We start from the raw sequence: 17,208 nt of genomic DNA on the forward strand, positions 1-17,208 counted from the left end.
CGTTATCTCTGGGACGAACAAGAATCCGGGCCCCTCTGGCGAGGACGCCGACAGATGTCGGCAAACCTCGTGATGTCGGATGACCTGTCCCGCGCGAATGCGATGGATCGGCCGATTGTCGGGCCCCTTTTCGTTCCCTCCGACCATTCGTCTCCATCGCAACTCCGTGCGGCCATTTCGCAAGTTAAGGGAGCTACGATGTCTGACGCCAAAACCTCACATCCGATCGAGATCGCGGAGCCGTTCAGCCTGAACGAGCAGGCCGCGGTCGCGCTGGTGATCGTAGGCGCGCTGGTCGCGGTTGCCGACCGCCGCGTCTCGCCGGTCGAACGCGACGAGGTGGTTCGTTTCATCCGGGATCGCAAGCTGGCGCCGCACATGTCGGACGAACGGCTCTGTGCGATGTTCGATGAACTCGCCGAACGGCTCGCAGAACCGGATTTTGCCAATGTCGTGATCGACACGCTGCGGCCGGTTTCGAATCTGCCGCTCTCGTCCCATCTGATGGAGCTGTCGGAGCGCGTTGCTGCCGCAGATGAGGACGTACATCCCCACGAAGTGCAGGCGATCAAATTGTTGCGCTTGCTGACGCTGGTGCTGCCGCGCGCCAAGCCGGTCACGCCGCGGGGAGCGGGCGCCGAGCTGCAGGCCGCCCTGAAGGAGTAAGCATGAGCACGGTTTCGGACGAGCGCACCACGGAAACCGAGGGCACTACCGGCCAGATCGCCGGCGGAGACCCGCGCCTGGCCAAGCTCGTCCGCCGCCTGCCACCGCGCATAGGCGACACATTCACCTATCTGCTCAAGCCGTCCAGCCGCTGGGTCAGGATTCCCTCGGGCACGCTGCTGGTCGTCGGCGGCGTGCTCTCCTTCCTGCCGGTGCTCGGCGTCTGGATGCTGCCGCTCGGCCTCGCGCTGCTCGCCGAGGACGTGCCTGCGCTGCGCTCCTCCCGTTCAAAGGTCTTCGACTGGATCGAGCGCCGCAAGCCGCATTGGCTTGATCCGTCGGCATCGAAGAATGATCAAACATGACTGAATTCATCACTCCCGAGGCGCTGACCGCGCTGTTCCAAGTCGTCCTGATCGACCTCGTGCTCGCCGGCGACAACGCCGTCGTGATCGGTCTTGCCGCGGCGGGTCTGCCGGCCGAGCAGCGCCGCCGGGCCATCGTCGTCGGCATCATCGCTGCGACTGCGCTGCGCATCGTCTTTGCCGGCATCGCGACCCAGCTCCTGCAAGTGATCGGCCTGCTGCTCGCCGGCGGCGTGCTGTTGCTCTGGGTGTGCTGGAAGATGTGGCGCGAGCTGCGCGAGCAGTCCGGACATTCGAGCCAGCTCGTGCTCAGCCATGGCGGCGGCGCGGATGCTGCGCCGATGCAGCGAAAGACTTTCGGCCAGGCGGCGGTGCAGATCGTCGCGGCCGACGTCTCGATGTCGCTCGACAACGTGCTCGCAGTCGCGGGCGCTGCGCGCGAGCATCCCTACATTCTCGTCTTCGGCCTGTTGCTGTCGGTTGCGATGATGGGCATCGCCGCCGATCTGCTCGGCCGCGTGCTCCAGAAGCATCGTTGGGTCGCCTATGTCGGTCTCGCCATCATCATTTACGTCGCGTTCGAGATGATCTATCGGGGCTCGCTCGAGCTCGCGCCTGTCATCGCGAGTCTCTGAGACGCTCGCCTGTCTGGAATCCGGAGTGATCAATGACGTCTGAACTCAAAGCACCTTCGGCGCTGGCCGCGCCGCAGCCGCCGATTGGCCTGTTTCCGAAGCTGATCTTCGGCTCGCGCTGGCTGCAATTGCCGCTCTATATCGGCCTCATCGTCGCGCAGGCCGTCTATGTGCTGTTGTTCTTGAAGGAGCTCTGGCATCTGGTCGCGCACTCGTTCGACGCCAGCGAGCAGCAGATCATGCTGGTCGTGCTCGGGCTGATTGACGTCGTCATGATCTCGAATCTGCTGGTGATGGTGATCGTCGGCGGCTACGAGACGTTCGTCTCCCGCCTGAACCTGAGTGGGCATCCAGACGAGCCGGAATGGCTCAGCCACGTCAATGCCAGCGTGCTCAAGATCAAGCTCGCGATGGCGATCATCGGCATTTCCTCGATCTCGCTGCTCAGGACCTTCATCGAGGCCGGCAATCTCGGCACCACGCGGAGCAATTTCACCGAGACCGGCGTGATGTGGCAGGTGCTGATCCACATGACCTTCATCATCTCGGCGATCGGCATCGCCTGGGTCGACCGGCTCAGCGAGAGCGGCCATCGCAAGGAGGCCGACCACGGCTGATGAACCCGGCCGCCTGAATACCTCCCGAGGGCCAATCCTGGAGCCCGCCTGATCGTCCGGTCGGGCGGGCTCTCTTTCAAGATCGATAAAATTGTCGGCAATCGGTCCAGCGGCGGCAAACGCTGAGGACAAGAAGCACGGCGCTTTAAACCAGAGCTTTGGAACCGATCGGCATCCTGCCCGCAAAAGGGCAGGGCATCAGCATGTTAATTTTCAGGGAGATCGTCGCAGCGGTCGTGGGAGTCTACGCGCTCCTGTTCGTCTGCGACACATTGTTCGGGACCGGCGAGACGCGCTTCGACGACGCCTATTACAGTGCCAGCTTCTATGCGCCGGGGCCGAAGGAATTTCGTTTTGCGAGCGACACGCCGCCGGCAGTCCGCGTCAGCGACGCCTTCGCGCAGTTTGCGCCGGGTGACGCCAAGCCGAACAGGCGCTACTCGTCGATGACGACGATTATTCGTTAAGGAATGACGAGTTGCGGCTCGGTCGATTTGCTCGGTTCACCTCTCCCTACGCGAGAGGTGGACTCGCAGCTGGCATCGATTCAACCAAAATTGGTCCTCGCTGGCGCCCCAGGGTCATTCCCCCTGGATCCATTCCGTGAGGCCGCGCCACAGCGTGTCGCGGTGCTCGGGGCGAAAGAAGCCGAAATGGCCGATGGCCTTGGCGCCGATATCGGACGGTTTTACCGTCAGCACCTCCGGCTTGGTTGCGGTGAATCCGCTCGCGAGCAGCTCGACCGCGGGACGCGTGGCCCAGGGATCGTCGGAGAAGCATAGCGCGCGCAGCTCGCCCTTGAACTTGGTGAAGTTCTCGAGGGCCGGCAGTTTTGAATCGAAGAGATAGCGCGGGCTCGAGACCCACTCGGCCCACTGCAGGAACACGCCCTTGGGCAAATCCTCGCCAACACCGGCCCAGCCCGGCGCGTAACCGAGCGCGTGGGCCAGCGGCACGCCAACAAAGTTCATGAAGGCGTAGACGCGGTATTTCTCCGGCGAAGTCATCAGCCGCCAAGTTGCCGCTTGCGAAGCCACGAGCGCGGCGCGCGAGACGTCGCTGTTGTTCGCGATCAGCCCGAGCGCCTGACCGCCGAAGGAATGGCCAACATAGGCAAGCGGCAGGGCGCTATAGCGCTCGCGCATCCAGCTGACCGCGGCAGTGACGTCGAGCGCGGCCCAGTCGGACATCGAGGCCTTGAAGCCGGCCAGCGATTTCGGCTTGTTGTAGCCGACCATCGCCGGCGGCCGGGAGTCGCCGATGCCGCGATAGTCGTAGGTCAGCACCGCGCAGCCCCGATGGGCGAGGTAGGAGGCAAATCCCCGATAAATCTTGCGTGGCACGGCGGTCGCTGAATTGATCAGGACGGCGTGGCGCTTGACGCCGCGCGGCAGGAACAGGGTGCCGGTCAGCGCATAGCCGTCGGTTGCCGGAAAGCTGATTTCGTCGATGAAAACGTCGTCCAGTGCCGCGCCCATGGGCAGAAGCTGTCCTGCCAGTTTTCTTAGCCATCCCCAGCAAATGCGAATTTGGCTTTCGCCGCAAGGGTTGCGGTGCGAAATGGATTTACAACTGGCGGCCGGGAGCCAGCCTGTGTATAAGGCGACCCTCGCAACCCCTAGATCAGGTTGTACTTTTTGCTTCACGGAGAGATTGCGATGTCCGAGCGGTGGACGCCCGAGTCCTGGCGCAGCAAGCCGGTTCTACAGGTGCCCGATTATCCCGACGCCAAGGCATTGGCCGACGTCGAGGCGCAGCTTGCGACCTTTCCGCCGCTGGTGTTCGCGGGCGAGGCGCGCAATCTGAAGAAGGCGCTGGGCCGCGTTGCGGCCGGCGACGCCTTCCTGCTCCAGGGCGGCGACTGCGCCGAGAGCTTCGCCGAGCACGGCGCCAACAACATCCGCGACTTCTTCCGCGTGCTGCTGCAGATGGCGGTGGTGCTGACCTATGCCGGCGCTGTCCCCGTGGTGAAGGTCGGCCGCATCGCCGGCCAGTTTGCCAAGCCGCGGTCCTCGCCGACCGAGAAGGTGGGTGGCGTCGAACTGCCGAGCTATCGCGGCGACATCGTGAACGACATCGCCTTCACGAAGGAAGCGCGCGTGCCGGATCCGCAGCGCCAGCTGATGGCCTATCGCCAGTCGGCGGCGACGCTGAACCTGCTCCGCGCTTTCGCCACCGGCGGCTTCGCCAATCTCGGCAGCGTGCATCAATGGATGCTCGGCTTCTTGAAGGATAGTCCGCAGTCCCGCCGCTACAAGGAATTGGCCGACCGCATCTCGGACGCGCTCAATTTCATGCGCGCCTGCGGCCTCGATCTCGAGAGCCATCCCGAGCTGCGCGCCACCGATTTCTACACCAGCCACGAGGCACTGCTGCTCGGTTACGAGCAGGCCCTGACCCGCGTCGATTCCACCACCGGCGACTGGTACGCGACCTCGGGCCACATGATCTGGATCGGCGACCGCACCCGCCAGCTTGATCATGGCCACGTCGAATATTTCCGCGGCATCAAGAACCCGATCGGGCTCAAATGCGGCCCGTCGCTCAAGCCGGACGAGCTCTTGAAGCTGATCGACGTGCTCAACCCCGACAACGAACCGGGCCGGCTGACGCTGATCGGCCGTTTCGGCTCCGACAAGATCGGCGAGCATCTGCCGAACATGGTCCGCGCCGTGAAGCGCGAGGGCCGGGTGGTGGTCTGGTCGTGCGATCCCATGCACGGCAACACCATCACCTCGACGTCGGGCTACAAGACGCGGCCGTTCGACCGCATCCTGTCCGAGGTCAAGTCGTTCTTCGCGATCCACGCCGCCGAAGGCACCCACGCCGGCGGCGTGCATCTGGAGATGACCGGCAAGGACGTCACCGAATGCCTCGGCGGCGCCCGCGCGATCACGGACGAGGATCTCAACGACCGCTACCACACGGTCTGCGATCCCCGCCTCAATGCCGAGCAATCCATCGATATGGCTTTCCTGGTCGCCGAGCTCCTCAAACAGGAGCGCGCCGGCAAGGCGCAGCCGATTCCGGCCGCAGCGGGGCTCTAAGACCTTGCTGCGGATTTGGAAGGCCACGATCAATTCCCGCAACGGTCTGGCCTTTGCGTTCCAATCGGAGCAGGCCGTCCGCGAGGAGATCTTTGCGCTGCTGCTGTCGGTGCCGCTCGCCTGGTTCATCGGCGCGACCGCGATGCGCGCGGTCGAGCTGGTCTGTGCCGTCGCCTTCGTCCTCGTGGTCGAGCTGCTCAACACGGCGATCGAAAAGCTCGCCGACCGGTTGACGATGGATCACGACAAGCAGATCGGGCGGGTCAAGGACATGGGCTCGGCGGCCGTCGGTGTCGCGCTGCTGATGGCCGGCGCGTTCTGGATCTTTGCCGTCGTCGAGCGGTTGGGGTTCCTGTAAGACGCGGAGATATCGATTGAGCGTCGGTGCCCGAGGCTCCTTCACCTCTCCCCAACGCGGAGAGGTCGATTTGCGTCTCGCGATGTGCATCGTCGAGCGCAACGCGGGTGAGGGGGCGTGGGTCCCACGAGAGACCGTAATCCCTCACCCGGATTGCATCTTCGATGCAATCCGACCTCTCCCTTCGGGAGAGGTGACAGCGAGAGCGCCATGACCGAACGTCTCAACACATTCGCGGTCACGCTCGCCCAGCTCAATCCGACGGTGGGCGACGTGGAGGGCAATGCGGGCAAGGTCCGCGCGGCGCGTGCGCGAGCTGCCGCTGACGGCGCCGATCTCGTGCTGTTTCCGGAATTGTTCATCGCCGGCTATCCGCCGGAGGACCTGGTACGGAAGCCGGCGTTCCAGTCCGCCTGCCGCGCCGTCATCGAGACGCTCGCGCGCGAGACCGCCGACGGAGGTCCGGCGATGCTGGTCGGCACGCCCTGGGTCGAGGAGGGCAGGCTCTACAATGCCTGCGCGCTGCTCGACGGGGGCCGCATCGCCGCACTGCGGTTCAAGTGCAATCTGCCGAACTATGGCGTGTTCGACGAGAAGCGGCTGTTTTCGCGCGGCCCTACTGCCGGTCCCCTCACCGTGCGCGGCGTTCGCGTCGGCGTGCCGATCTGCGAGGACATCTGGCTGGAGGAATCCGAGGACTACGAGAACGTGGTCGAGACGCTGGCGGAGACCGGCGCCGAGATCATCCTGGTGCCGAACGGCTCGCCTTATGCCCGGGACAAGAACGACGTGCGCCTCTCGGTCGCGGTGGCGCGCGTGACCGAGAGCGGGTTGCCGCTGCTCTATCTCAACCAGGTTTGCGGCCAGGACGAGCTTGTGTTCGACGGCGCATCCTTCGCCCTCAACGGCGATCTCTCGCTTGCGGCGCAGTTGCCGGCCTTCGAAGAGAGCATCGTCACGCTGCGCTTCACCAGAAACGGCGACGACTGGCGCTGCACCGGACCGATTGCCGAACTGCCCGAGGGCGACAAGGCCGATTACGCCGCCTGCGTGCTGGGCCTGCGCGACTATGTCGGCAAGAACGGCTTTCCCGGCGTGCTGCTCGGTATTTCCGGCGGCATCGATTCCGCGCTCTGCGCGGCGATCGCGGTCGATGCGCTCGGCGCCGACCAGGTGCACGGCGTGATGCTGCCTTACCGCTATACGGCAGCACACTCGATTACCGATGCCGGCGAGCTCGCCGGCCATCTCGGCATTCGCTACGAAGTCTTGCCGATCGCGGAAGCCGTGAACGGGTTCGAGACCATCCTGTCCGGCATCTTCAAGAACCTGCCGCCTGATATCACCGAGGAAAACCTCCAGGCCCGCACCCGCGGCACGCTTCTGATGGCGATCTCCAACAAGACCGGCCTGATGGTGGTGACGACGGGCAACAAGTCGGAGATGTCGGTCGGCTACGCCACGCTCTATGGCGACATGAATGGCGGCTTCAACCCCATCAAGGACATCTACAAGACGCAGGTGTTTCGGCTGGCGGCGCTGCGTAACCTCTGGAAGCCGGATGGCGCGCTCGGTCCTGCCGGCGAGGTCATCCCCCCAGACATCATCACGCGTCCGCCGACCGCGGAGCTGCGCGAGAACCAGACCGATCAGGATTCATTGCCCCCTTACGAGGTCCTCGATGCGATCCTCGAACGCCTGGTCGAACGCGAGGAGCCGCTCGACCAGATCATCGCCGCCGGGTTCGACCGCGAGACGGTCACCCGCATCGACCATCTCCTCAACGTTGCCGAATACAAGCGCCGCCAGGCCGCGCCCGGGGTGAAGGTGACGGCGAGGAACTTTGGTCGCGACCGGCGCTATCCCATCACCAACCGCTTCCGCGACAAGGGCGAGCCGCTGCCGGCGCCGGACGAGACGCTGGTCTCGCGTGGCAGCAAGGCTTCGATCGACGCCTTCGAGGGCTGAACTCCAGCTTGAGCGACGGTGGGCCCTATGACGGGGCTGCGAAAAACAGCACCCTCAGGAAGTGCGTGTATTCGGATTCGAGCACCATGATCGACACAAATACCAATACCGCGATCGGCGGCAACAGGATGGCATAGGCCAAGGCCAGCCGCTCCCAGGCCATGTGCATGAAGACGGCGACGATCAGGCCGGCCTTCAACACCATGAACAACAGGATCAGCGACCACCTCAGATAGCCGTGCAGGCCAAAGTAGTCGACGAGGTAGGAGCACGTGCTGAGGACGAACAGCCAGCCCCAGACCACGAGGTAGAGCTTGATCGGGTGCTGTTGACCCTTGGCGTGAACGGCTGCCGTTGCGACTGCGCCATGCGCCGGAGCGTGGAGCTGTCCTTCCATGTGTACCGCCGCGTTTGTCATGCGCCGACCTCACCAAAGATAGAAGAATGCAAAGATGAACACCCACACGAGATCGACGAAGTGCCAGTACAGGCCCGTGATCTCGACGATCTCGTAATACCCCTTGCGGCTCGTGAAGAAGCCGCGCCTCTCGACGTCGAAGTCGCCGCGAAAGACCTTCCGCGCAATGGCGATCAGGAAGATCACGCCGATCGTCACATGGGTGCCGTGGAAGCCGGTGATCATGAAGAAGCTCGCGCCAAATTGCGGGGCACCCCATGGATTGCCCCAGGGCCGGACGCCCTCCATGATCAGCTTGGTCCATTCGAAGGCCTGCATTCCGACGAAGGTTGCGCCGAAGGCTGCAGTGACCAGCATCAGGATTGCGGTTCTCACGCGATCGCGGCGGTAGCCGAAATTGACGGCCATCGCCATGGTGCCGCTGCTGCTGATCAGGATGAACGTCATGATGGCGATCAGGATCAGCGGAATGTGCTTGCCGGCGATGTTGAGAGCGAAGACTTCGCTGGGATTCGGCCACGGCACGGTCGTCGACATGCGCGCCGTCATGTAGGAGAGCAGGAAGCAACTGAAGATGAAGGTGTCGCTGAGGAGGAAGATCCACATCATGGCCTTGCCCCAGGACACGTTCTTGAAGGCGCGCTGATCGGACGCCCAATCGGCGGCGATGCCGCGCCAGCCTTCAAGCCGCGCAGGCGATTGGCCCGGATCTGTCAGCAGGGTCTCAGCCATCTGGTCTCGCCTCCCTAGCTCAGCAATTGGCGGCAGATGTTGACGAAATCGTCGGTCCAGCCCGTGAGAAGACCGAGCAGGACGAGCCAGACCAGCAGCAGGAAGTGCCAGTAGATGGCGCACAGCTCCGCGCTCAAGCGCATCTCGGCGATCTCGGCGCCGCGCCACATCTTGGCCGAGGTTCTGCCCAAGGCCACCAGACCGCCCGTCAGATGCAGCCCGTGCACTGCGGTCAACAGGTAGAAGAACGAGTTCGCCGGGTTGGACGCCACCAAATATCCGGCGGCCCCGAGCCGTTGCCAGGCCAGGAGCTGTCCGGCGAGGAAAATCACGGCGGATGCTCCGCCCGCGAGCAGACCGATCATGACGCCTTCCGCATCGTATCGTCGCGCGGCCACGTAGGACCATTGCAGCGCGACACTGCTCATGACCAGGACACCCGTGTTGACCCACAGCAGCCGCGGTACCGGCAGCGGCCGCCAGTCCGCCACGCTCATGCGCATCGAGTAGGCGCTGATGAAGAGGACGAATAACGCGCTCGCGACAGCGAGAAACACGCCAAGTCCCACCTTCGCTGCCGGCCAGACCATGGCATCGCCGCCGGGGAAGTCACCGACCGGGCCTTCCTCCAGCCAGGGCTTGGCCGTCAGCCGCTGCTGCGACAGCCACCATCCGGCGATCACCGCAAGCACTGCCAGGAACAGGATGATGGCGCTCACGAAGCGGCTCCCTGAGCGAGCTGCGTCGCGCGCGGCGGCTGGTTCTGCGGAATGAAGTCCTCGGCGGCGCCGGGCACGCTGTAGTCATAGGCCCAGCGGTACACGACCGGGAGCTCCTTGCCCCAATTGCCGTGCCCTGGGGGCGTCTCCGGCGTCTGCCACTCCAGTGTCGTCGCCCGCCACGGGTTGCCGCCTGAGGGCTCACCTTTGAACAAGCTCCAAGCAAGGTTGAACAGGAACACCATCTGGCTGAAGCCGACGGTCAAGGCCACCACGGAGATGAACGCGTTCAGCGAATGGGCCGAAGACGGGATGAACGTCGCATCCCCGAGTTCGAAATACCGGCGCGGAACCCCGAGCAGTCCGAGATAGTGCATGGGGAAGAAGATCAGGTAGGCACCCAAGAAGGTGACCCAGAAGTGAAACTTGCCCAGGGTCTCGTTCAACATCCGTCCCGTGACCTTGGGGTACCAATGATAGATCGCGCCGAGCACGACCATGATCGGTGCCACGCCCATCACCATGTGGAAATGCGCGACCACGAACATGGTATCCGAGAGCGGTACGTCGACGACGACGTTGCCGAGGAAGAGGCCGGTGAGCCCGCCGTTCACGAAGGTGATGATGAAGCCGAGCGCGAACAGCATCGGCACCGTGAGGTGAATGTCGCCGCGCCAAAGCGTCAGCACCCAGTTGTAGACCTTGATGGCGGTGGGGATCGCGATGATGAGCGTCGTGGTGGCGAAGAAGTACCCGAATTGCGGGAACATGCCGCTCACATACATGTGGTGCGCCCATACGATGAAGCTCAGCGCGCCGATGGCCACGATCGCCCAGACCATCATGCGGTAACCAAAGATGTTCTTGCGCGCATGCGTGCTGATCAGATCGGAGACGATGCCGAAGGCGGGCAGGGCGACGATGTAGACTTCGGGATGGCCAAAGAACCAGAACAGGTGCTGGAAGAGCAGCGGGCTGCCGCCGCCATATTTCGACAGCGTGCCCATCTCGACGAGCGAAGGCATGAAGAAGCTGGTGCCCAAAAGACGGTCGAGCAGCAGCATGACCGAGGCAACGAACAGTGCAGGGAATGCCAAGAGCGCCATGACGGTCGCCGTGAAAATGCCCCAGACCGTCAGGGGCAGGCGCATCAACGTCATGCCGCGGGTGCGCGCCTGCAGCACCGTCACCACATAGTTCAGCCCGCCCATCGTGAAGCCGATGATGAACAGGATCAGGGACGACATCATGAGAATGATGCCCCAATCCTGCCCTGGCGTTCCGGACAGGATTGCTTGCGGCGGGTAGAGCGTCCAGCCGGCGCCGGTGGGGCCGCCGGGCACGAAGAATGTCGAGGCCAGCACCAGGACTGCGAGCAGGTAGACCCAATAGCTCAGCATGTTCACATACGGAAAGACCATGTCCCGGGCGCCGACCATCAGCGGGATCAGGTAGTTGCCGAATCCGCCCAGGAACAACGCGGTGAGCAGATAGATCACCATGATCATCCCGTGCATGGTGATGAACTGGAGGTACTGATTGGCATCGATGAAAGAGAAGGTGCCGGGGAATCCCAGTTGCAACCGCATCAGCCACGACAGCACCAGGGCCACGAGCCCGATGGCGGTCGCGGTCAGCGAATACTGGACGGCGATTACCTTGGCGTCCTGCGAGAAGACATACCGTGTCCACCAGCTCCGCGGATGATAGAGCTCGACATCGGGTACTTCGGCAGGCGGGATGCCGCGGATCCCTTCATATGGAATATCGACCATAAAAACCTCCTCGGTCGTTTCCATCGGGGATGAGGCCCGGCCTCATTGCACCCGATCCATCTTCGCGGCGGCAGCTTGCTACTTGCCGCCGGGTTGATACGTCGCCTTCACGACGGCTTTTGCCGGCGATAATTCTGCGAACGTCTTTTGTTGCTCCAGCCAGGCGTGATATTCACGCTCTTCGTCGACGATGACCTTGGCGCGCATCTGATAGTGAGCTGCGCCGCAAAGCTCCGCACAGAGAACATCGAACGTTCCGGTTCGGATCGGCGTTATCCAGAAGTAGGTCACCATGCCCGGAACCATGTCCATCTTGGCCCGGAATTCGGGCACGTAGAAATCGTGCAGGACATCAACCGAGCGGAGGAGAACCTTGACCGGCTTGCCTACTTGAAGGTGCAGGTCGCCGTTCTCGATGACGACGTCGTCCTGCGCGTGTTGGTCGTCACGATTGAGACCCATCGGATTGTCGGAAGCGATGTTGCGGACATCGGTTGTGCCCAGCTGCCCATCCTTGCCCGGAAGGCGGAAGCTCCACTGCCATTGCTGGCCCATGACCTCGACCTCGGTGGCATCCGCAGGCACCGTCACGAACTGGTGCCAGACCACGAGGCCAGGCGCCAGCATGGCTGCGACGCCGACGCCGGTCCCGACGCTCAGCCACCATTCGAGCCTTTTGTTTTCCGGATTGTAGTCGGCCCGTCTTCCCTCCTTGTGGTGAAAGCGGAAGACGCAGTAAGCCATGAAGGCGATCACCGCGACGAAAACGAAGCCCGTGATCCAGAACGTGATGTTGATGGTGTGGTCGATATAGGCCCAGTTGGTTGCGATCGGCGTCCACCACCACGGGCTGTAGATATGAAACAGCACCGAGCCGATCGCGACCAGAAGCAGTATCAGTGCGACAGCCATCCTGATCCATCCTTGCCATCGAAGGCTACGGATACGAATCCAGGGCGGAGCTCATGTCTGTCGCGATGGCTGGCCTTTCTGGTTGGCATCTATGCCATCGCCGGCCTCTTGCTTCGCCCATTCCACTGGTCGCGAAATTCAAGAGAACGCTCGCGACCATCAACTCTAAGGGCGTCTGCGTCTAAAATGATCCCAGCCTGATCCGGCGTCAATAGAGCAGTGTAGGTGCCCCAAAGTGGTGCGATAGCCAGGCTGGGCAAACCGACAAAGCATGAGGTGCGCATGTCGCGTCTTGGTGGTGCAATGCACAAGTCGGTGCTGGTGCACAATTCACCCAACCGTGAGTGCAGCCATGCCCCGCGCGCGCTAAGCTTGGGAGGTAAGGTCGCGACGGGTTCCGTCCGGCCAGGCTCGTTCGCTGAACCTGGGTTGCCGTACCTGACCCATCGCGTTTCCTGCTCGTCCGGCGGACACGCGTGGCTGGAAAGCGCGTGTTGTCGAAAACCGCGATCTTCAGCACGGGAGGTCCGTCCATGGCCACTCTCTACTCCCACCACATCGTCAGGCGGCACGTATTCGGTGAAGCAGCCTCGTATCCCATTCGCAAGATCAGCTTGTCCGACCTGATCGAGGCCCTGCGCCTGGGCTGGGAGGATTTCCAGGCGATGCCGAGTCACGCGATCGTCGTGTGCCTGATTTATCCCGTTCTCGGTCTCGTCCTGTTCAGGATGGTGCTCGGCTATTCGGTGCTGCCGCTACTGTTTCCGCTGGCCGCCGGCTTTGCCTTGATCGGTCCTTTTGCTGCGATCGGTCTCTACGAACTCAGCCGCCGTCGTGAGCGCGGCGAGGAGGTCGAAGCGTGGGATGCGATCAAGGTGCTGCGCGCACCGTCGTTCGGCGCCATGATCGAACTCGGCGTGCTCCTGCTGGTCCTGTTCGGGGCCTGGATCGGCGTCGCGAACGCGATCTATGTCTCAATCTTCGGTCATGCGGCGGCCGCAAGCATCCCCGACTTCGCAACGCGCGTGCTGACGACGCCGGAAGGTTGGTCGCTCATCATCATCGGTTGCGGTGTCGGCTTCCTGTTTGCGGTTGTGGCATTGTGCGTCAGCGTCGTGTCATTTCCATTGATGCTCGACCGGCATGCGACCGCGATCGACGCGATCCGCACCTCGCTGCGAGCGGTGGCGGCGAATCCGGTTGCGATGGCCGGATGGGGCCTCATCGTGGCGGCGCTGCTCGTGATCGGCTCGCTGCCGCTCTTCGTCGGTCTCGCCGTCGTCCTTCCGGTGCTCGGTCATGCCACCTGGCATCTCTATCGGCGGATGGTCGAGCCCAATCCGAATCCACCGGACGCACCGCCGCCGCCCCCGAGGGGCAGGCGCTACGCAGCAGACTTTCCGGCCAATCTCTTCCCGTGGAGCCGCGAGGGCGAGTAGTAGCGCGCGCTTGAGGGATAACGGTTGCGAGTAAGACGTGCGATTGTGGATTGCTGCATCATCCGCGAAACAGATGATGCAGTACCCTGCGGCACTGCTTGTGTGCACGGCGTACTGGATGCCCCGCCTTCGCGGGGCATGACAGTAAAAGCAGGGCTGCCTACTTCTGCTGCTGCGGCAAGAAGGTTGGACCGACCGAGCGGATCGGCTTGTTCTCGGAGTTGACAGCGGGGGCCGTCTCCGCCGGCGGCGTTGCAGGTGCAGTCGCCGTGGTTGGCGCGGGAGCCGCGCCCTTCTTGGCATTGGCAGGCGTGCCCTTGTTGAGCCGCTGCTGCTGCATCTTCCTGGCGCTCTCCTCGGTGACGATGATATCGCCCTGCTGCTCGGCTGCGGCCTTGTCGTCGGCTGATTTCAGCGCATCCGCCCAGGTCTGGCCCGCTGCCTTGCAGGAGCAGGACGGGTTGAACTCGCTGCGGAATTTGAACGCGGTCGGCAGCGCCGTGTAGGGCTGGCCGCCGATCGAGACCGCCGAGTTCATGTCCTCGCCGGGATTGCGATGAGTGTAGAGCACGGCTTCGGCCGCCGGGCACAGCGCCTTGCAGGTCTTCTCATCGTCGGGAAAGCGCGCCGGCACGGTCGCAAACGAGATCGGGAAATAGGCACCGTCGCAGGTGCGCACGCACACCGTGCGGAAGGTGCCGGATTGCGGGCCGAGATCGGAGGGCGGCACGGCTTGCGGATTGTTCGGGTTGTTGCCGCCGCCGAACAAATTGCTCAGGAAGTTGCCGCCGCCTTGCGACTGCGCGGCATTGGCATATTGCGGGCCGCAATTGTTCTGCGCCAGCGCCAACAGGACCGAACGGCGCTGGTTGTCGCGCTCCGGGCTGAAGCCGCCGGGGCCACCGCCGCGCAGCCGTTCGAGATTGCCGGTGATCTGGTCCAGATTGGCGCGCATTTGCTGGATCTGGGTGTTCACCGGGCCACACTGCGCCGACTGGCCGTTGAACAGCGAAAAGAAGCCGGAGGAGTCGCAGCCCATGCGCTTGGCCTGCATGGTGACGCGATCCAGCTCGGCCTGCTGCTTGGCCTGGGAATCCTGATAGCGGCGGATCTGCTCTTCGCGCGCGGGGTCACCACCGCCGCCGCCACGATCGAGCGCGGCGAGCTGGCCTTCCAGCCGCGCGCACATCGGGTTCGGTCCGAGCCCGTTCTGGCCCGGCTGAGGCGGCGGGCCAGGCGGGCCAGCCTGCGCCAAAGCGCCATTGGCGAGCATGACGGTGCTCAGGAGCACGGTGCAGGCAAGGAGGGAGCGGGCACGGGAGAGAGACAAAAATTCAGGCATATCCGCCATTCTAGCGAGGTCACGGCCCAGCGTGATCTGGGGGGCCGAAGCGCGCCCTCCCAATAGCCGCTTCCTGCGGCATCGTCACGTCGTTTCAGGGACCAAAGACCGGTCCTAAGGTCCACCAGCTCCGAGGGAATTCAGCGCTGGCAGGTGATTGCGACATATTCGTCGCAACGGCCATGGGAGCAGTTTGCGCCAGTTTTGGGGACGGAGCCGGTAATTTCGTCGGGATCGACCCGGCGATAGGCCGAGGCTATCGCAAAATCTCGTGACTGACAGTAGGTGCGCGCAGCGGATGCACCGCATTTGTCGCCTTTGGCCAGGCACTGGTCGACGCCGTAGCCATCCGCCTGATTGGCAATGATGAAAACGCGGGTCTCGGCGCAAGCGCGGGGTGCTGCAAGGATCGCGGCGCTGAAAGTGAGCGCGAGCAGGGATCGCATGAAAATACCGAGGCTAAAAATGGAGGAACCGCTGGTTCCAGAATGGCCTCAAATGGTTAGGGGATCATGAACCATCAGGGCGGGCCGCGCGCTTTGCGGAGAAAAAACGGCATTTCCGCGGCTCTTGACGCCGGGGCCCGTGGTGGCCCATATGTGACCGCATGAACGGTCTCCTCGCCATTTGCGCCATTTGCCGCGAGATTACGAGCTAGCGATTCGCTGGCTGGAGCCGTCTTTTCTCAAACACATTGAGAGCCTTGGACGCCCGGCCAACAGCCGACGGGTATCCATATGGAATTGCGCCTTCACGATACGCTGACGAGGGAAAAGCGGACCTTTGTACCGCTCGATCCGAAGAACGTCCGCATGTATGTCTGCGGACCGACCGTCTACGACTTCGCCCATATCGGCAATGCGCGGCCGGTGATCGTGTTCGACGTGCTGTTTCGGCTGCTGCGCCATCGCTATGGCGAAGCGAACGTCAAATATGTCCGTAACATCACCGACGTCGACGACAAGATCAACGACCGCGCCGCGCGCGATTTCCCGGGCCTGCCGCTGAACGAGGCCATCCGCAAGGTCACCGAGCAGACCGGCAAGCAGTTTCACGCCGACGTCGATGCGCTCGGCGCGCTTCGGCCGACCGTGGAGCCGCGCGCGACCGAGCATATCGGCGAGATGCGCGAGATCATCGAAAAGCTGATCGCCGGCGGCTTTGCCTATGTCGCCGAGGACCATGTGCTGTTCTCGCCGCAGGCCATGAACGCGGCCAATGCCGGCCTGCCGCGTTACGGCGCGCTGTCCAACCGCTCACTGGACGAGATGGTCGCGGGCGCCCGCGTCGATGTCGCGCCATACAAGAAGGGCAATACCGATTTCGTGCTGTGGAAGCCGTCCAAGCCGGGCGAGCCGTCATGGCCCTCGCCGGCCGGTATCGCCGCGCAGGGGCGTCCGGGCTGGCACATCGAGTGCTCGGCCATGGCCTGGAAGCATCTCGGCGAGCACTTTGACATCCATGGTGGCGGCATCGATCTCGTGTTTCCGCACCACGAGAACGAGGTCGCTCAGACCTGCTGCGCCTTCCACCAGCAGCGCATGGCAAACTATTGGATGCACAATGGCTTCCTGCAGGTCGAGAGCGAGAAGATGTCGAAGTCGCTCGGCAACTTCATCACGATCCACGAACTGCTCAAGGACTGGCCGGGTGAGGTGCTGCGCCTCAACATGCTGAAGACGCATTACCGCTCGCCAATCGACTGGACCATGAAGTCGCTCGAGGAGAGCGCCAAGACGCTCGACGACTGGTACCGCATCGCGGCCGACGCCGTGCCGGGCGAGCCGGATGCGTCGGTGGTCGAACCGCTGCTCGATGACCTCAATACGCCGCAGGCGATCGCGGCGCTGCACGGCCTGCGCGGCAACGATATCGCGGGTCTTGCGGGCTCGTTGCGGCTGCTCGGATTCCTGGCCGAGAGCGCGGCGCAGTGGGAAAGGCGCAAGCAGCAGGCGAGCGGCGTCGATGCCAAGGAAGTCGAGCGTCTGATCGCCGAGCGGACGGCCGCCCGTGGCCGCAAGGATTTCAAGGAGTCCGACCGCATCCGCGATCTGCTCGCTGCGATGGGCGTTGCGATCAAGGACTCCAAGGAAGGCACGACCTGGGAGATCGCGCGATGAAGCGGCCCGACACGCCGTTTCCGCGGCACTGGCTCTACTACATCGCGCTGAAGATCGCGCTGCTCGCCGGCGCGGTGGCGATCGTGCTCAAGCTC

General features: G+C 63.5%; 18 protein-coding genes. 10 read left to right on the forward strand and 8 right to left on the reverse strand.

Annotated features, from left to right (window positions below; genetic code table 11):
* Positions 1–198: 198 nt before the first annotated feature.
* From EAV90_RS08090 to EAV90_RS08110, 5 genes are all read left to right on the forward strand, one after another.
* Complete coding sequence (locus tag EAV90_RS08090) at positions 199–666, forward strand: TerB family tellurite resistance protein (protein WP_129143117.1); 468 nt, start codon at positions 199–201, stop codon at positions 664–666.
* 2 nt (positions 667–668) lie between these two features.
* The gene (locus tag EAV90_RS08095; RefSeq protein ID WP_129143118.1) at positions 669–1,031 is read left to right on the forward strand and encodes a hypothetical protein; all 363 of its coding nucleotides are present in this window, start codon (positions 669–671) and stop codon (positions 1,029–1,031) included.
* A complete protein-coding gene (locus tag EAV90_RS08100; RefSeq protein WP_129143119.1) occupies positions 1,028–1,666 on the forward strand; it encodes a TerC family protein in 639 nt (212 codons plus the stop codon). Before EAV90_RS08095 ends, EAV90_RS08100 begins: the two co-directional genes overlap by 4 nt.
* 32 nt (positions 1,667–1,698) lie before the next feature.
* Positions 1,699–2,283, forward strand: a complete 585-nt coding sequence (locus EAV90_RS08105; protein WP_129143120.1) for a TIGR00645 family protein — start codon at positions 1,699–1,701, stop codon at positions 2,281–2,283.
* 203 nt (positions 2,284–2,486) lie between these two features.
* Positions 2,487–2,750: a hypothetical protein gene (locus tag EAV90_RS08110; protein ID WP_129143121.1), complete on the forward strand. Its 264-nt coding sequence runs from the start codon at positions 2,487–2,489 to the stop codon at positions 2,748–2,750.
* A gap of 114 nt (positions 2,751–2,864) precedes the next feature.
* Here EAV90_RS08110 and EAV90_RS08115 read toward each other — a convergent pair whose 3' ends face one another.
* Entirely contained in the window at positions 2,865–3,761 is an 897-nt protein-coding gene (locus tag EAV90_RS08115; RefSeq protein WP_129143122.1) for an alpha/beta hydrolase family protein, read from the reverse strand.
* A gap of 180 nt (positions 3,762–3,941) precedes the next feature.
* On the opposite strand from EAV90_RS08115, the gene EAV90_RS08120 reads away from it, so the two are divergent.
* The 3 genes from EAV90_RS08120 to EAV90_RS08130 all read left to right on the forward strand — a co-directional run bounded on the left by EAV90_RS08120 (position 3,942) and on the right by EAV90_RS08130 (position 7,656).
* Positions 3,942–5,330: a class II 3-deoxy-7-phosphoheptulonate synthase gene (locus EAV90_RS08120; RefSeq protein ID WP_122403853.1), complete on the forward strand. Its 1,389-nt coding sequence runs from the start codon at positions 3,942–3,944 to the stop codon at positions 5,328–5,330.
* A gap of 4 nt (positions 5,331–5,334) precedes the next feature.
* Entirely contained in the window at positions 5,335–5,688 is a 354-nt protein-coding gene (locus tag EAV90_RS08125; RefSeq protein WP_122403852.1) for a diacylglycerol kinase, read from the forward strand.
* 210 nt (positions 5,689–5,898) lie between these two features.
* Positions 5,899–7,656, forward strand: a complete 1,758-nt coding sequence (locus EAV90_RS08130) for an NAD+ synthase (RefSeq protein ID WP_129143123.1) — start codon at positions 5,899–5,901, stop codon at positions 7,654–7,656.
* 25 nt (positions 7,657–7,681) lie between these two features.
* Here EAV90_RS08130 and EAV90_RS08135 read toward each other — a convergent pair whose 3' ends face one another.
* From EAV90_RS08135 to EAV90_RS08155, 5 genes are all read right to left on the reverse strand, one after another.
* Entirely contained in the window at positions 7,682–8,074 is a 393-nt protein-coding gene (locus EAV90_RS08135) for a cytochrome C oxidase subunit IV family protein (protein ID WP_162500331.1), read from the reverse strand.
* A 9-nt stretch (positions 8,075–8,083) separates the two neighbouring features.
* Complete coding sequence (locus EAV90_RS08140; protein ID WP_122403849.1) at positions 8,084–8,806, reverse strand: heme-copper oxidase subunit III family protein; 723 nt, start codon at positions 8,804–8,806, stop codon at positions 8,084–8,086.
* Positions 8,807–8,820: 14 nt separating this feature from the next.
* Positions 8,821–9,525, reverse strand: a complete 705-nt coding sequence (locus EAV90_RS08145) for a cytochrome c oxidase subunit 3 (protein WP_129143124.1) — start codon at positions 9,523–9,525, stop codon at positions 8,821–8,823.
* Positions 9,522–11,300, reverse strand: coding sequence for a cbb3-type cytochrome c oxidase subunit I (locus EAV90_RS08150; protein ID WP_122406731.1), 1,779 nt, complete (start codon positions 11,298–11,300; stop codon positions 9,522–9,524). The genes EAV90_RS08145 and EAV90_RS08150 overlap by 4 nt, the downstream gene beginning before the upstream one ends.
* Before the next feature lie 78 nt (positions 11,301–11,378).
* The gene (locus EAV90_RS08155; protein WP_122403847.1) at positions 11,379–12,212 is read right to left on the reverse strand and encodes a cytochrome c oxidase subunit II; all 834 of its coding nucleotides are present in this window, start codon (positions 12,210–12,212) and stop codon (positions 11,379–11,381) included.
* A gap of 533 nt (positions 12,213–12,745) precedes the next feature.
* Here EAV90_RS08155 and EAV90_RS08160 point away from each other — a divergent pair.
* Positions 12,746–13,651, forward strand: a complete 906-nt coding sequence (locus EAV90_RS08160; protein ID WP_129143125.1) for a DUF2189 domain-containing protein — start codon at positions 12,746–12,748, stop codon at positions 13,649–13,651.
* 160 nt (positions 13,652–13,811) lie between these two features.
* On the opposite strand, the gene EAV90_RS08165 is transcribed toward EAV90_RS08160, so the two are convergent.
* Both EAV90_RS08165 and EAV90_RS08170 read right to left on the reverse strand, forming a co-directional pair.
* Positions 13,812–15,002 carry a DUF2865 domain-containing protein gene (locus EAV90_RS08165; protein WP_122403845.1) on the reverse strand — a complete coding sequence of 397 codons (1,191 nt, stop codon included), beginning with the start codon at positions 15,000–15,002 and terminating at the stop codon, positions 13,812–13,814.
* Between the two features lie 131 nt (positions 15,003–15,133).
* Complete coding sequence (locus tag EAV90_RS08170; protein WP_129143126.1) at positions 15,134–15,439, reverse strand: hypothetical protein; 306 nt, start codon at positions 15,437–15,439, stop codon at positions 15,134–15,136.
* A 291-nt stretch (positions 15,440–15,730) separates the two neighbouring features.
* On the opposite strand from EAV90_RS08170, the gene cysS reads away from it, so the two are divergent.
* A complete protein-coding gene (cysS, locus tag EAV90_RS08175) occupies positions 15,731–17,113 on the forward strand; it encodes a cysteine--tRNA ligase (RefSeq protein ID WP_129143127.1) in 1,383 nt (460 codons plus the stop codon).
* Positions 17,114–17,208 lie beyond the last annotated feature (95 nt).

It is taken from the genome of Bradyrhizobium vignae, assembly GCF_004114425.1.
Taxonomy (GTDB): domain Bacteria; phylum Pseudomonadota; class Alphaproteobacteria; order Rhizobiales; family Xanthobacteraceae; genus Bradyrhizobium; species Bradyrhizobium vignae.

Bases quoted from the DNA above. Each gene is read 5' to 3' on its own strand.
- EAV90_RS08090 (WP_129143117.1), top strand. From the start codon at position 199: ATGTCTGACGCCAAAACCTCACATCCGATCGAGATCGCGGAGCCGTTC.
- EAV90_RS08095 (WP_129143118.1), top strand. From the start codon at position 669: ATGAGCACGGTTTCGGACGAGCGCACCACGGAAACCGAGGGCACTACC.
- EAV90_RS08100 (WP_129143119.1), top strand. From the start codon at position 1,028: ATGACTGAATTCATCACTCCCGAGGCGCTGACCGCGCTGTTCCAAGTC.
- EAV90_RS08105 (WP_129143120.1), top strand. From the start codon at position 1,699: ATGACGTCTGAACTCAAAGCACCTTCGGCGCTGGCCGCGCCGCAGCCG.
- EAV90_RS08110 (WP_129143121.1), top strand. From the start codon at position 2,487: ATGTTAATTTTCAGGGAGATCGTCGCAGCGGTCGTGGGAGTCTACGCG.
- EAV90_RS08115 (WP_129143122.1), bottom strand. From the start codon at position 3,761: ATGGGCGCGGCACTGGACGACGTTTTCATCGACGAAATCAGCTTTCCG.
- EAV90_RS08120 (WP_122403853.1), top strand. From the start codon at position 3,942: ATGTCCGAGCGGTGGACGCCCGAGTCCTGGCGCAGCAAGCCGGTTCTA.
- EAV90_RS08130 (WP_129143123.1), top strand. From the start codon at position 5,899: ATGACCGAACGTCTCAACACATTCGCGGTCACGCTCGCCCAGCTCAAT.
- EAV90_RS08135 (WP_162500331.1), bottom strand. From the start codon at position 8,074: ATGACAAACGCGGCGGTACACATGGAAGGACAGCTCCACGCTCCGGCG.
- EAV90_RS08140 (WP_122403849.1), bottom strand. From the start codon at position 8,806: ATGGCTGAGACCCTGCTGACAGATCCGGGCCAATCGCCTGCGCGGCTT.
- EAV90_RS08150 (WP_122406731.1), bottom strand. From the start codon at position 11,300: ATGGTCGATATTCCATATGAAGGGATCCGCGGCATCCCGCCTGCCGAA.
- EAV90_RS08155 (WP_122403847.1), bottom strand. From the start codon at position 12,212: ATGGCTGTCGCACTGATACTGCTTCTGGTCGCGATCGGCTCGGTGCTG.
- EAV90_RS08160 (WP_129143125.1), top strand. From the start codon at position 12,746: ATGGCCACTCTCTACTCCCACCACATCGTCAGGCGGCACGTATTCGGT.
- EAV90_RS08165 (WP_122403845.1), bottom strand. From the start codon at position 15,002: ATGGCGGATATGCCTGAATTTTTGTCTCTCTCCCGTGCCCGCTCCCTC.
- EAV90_RS08170 (WP_129143126.1), bottom strand. From the start codon at position 15,439: ATGCGATCCCTGCTCGCGCTCACTTTCAGCGCCGCGATCCTTGCAGCA.
- cysS (WP_129143127.1), top strand. From the start codon at position 15,731: ATGGAATTGCGCCTTCACGATACGCTGACGAGGGAAAAGCGGACCTTT.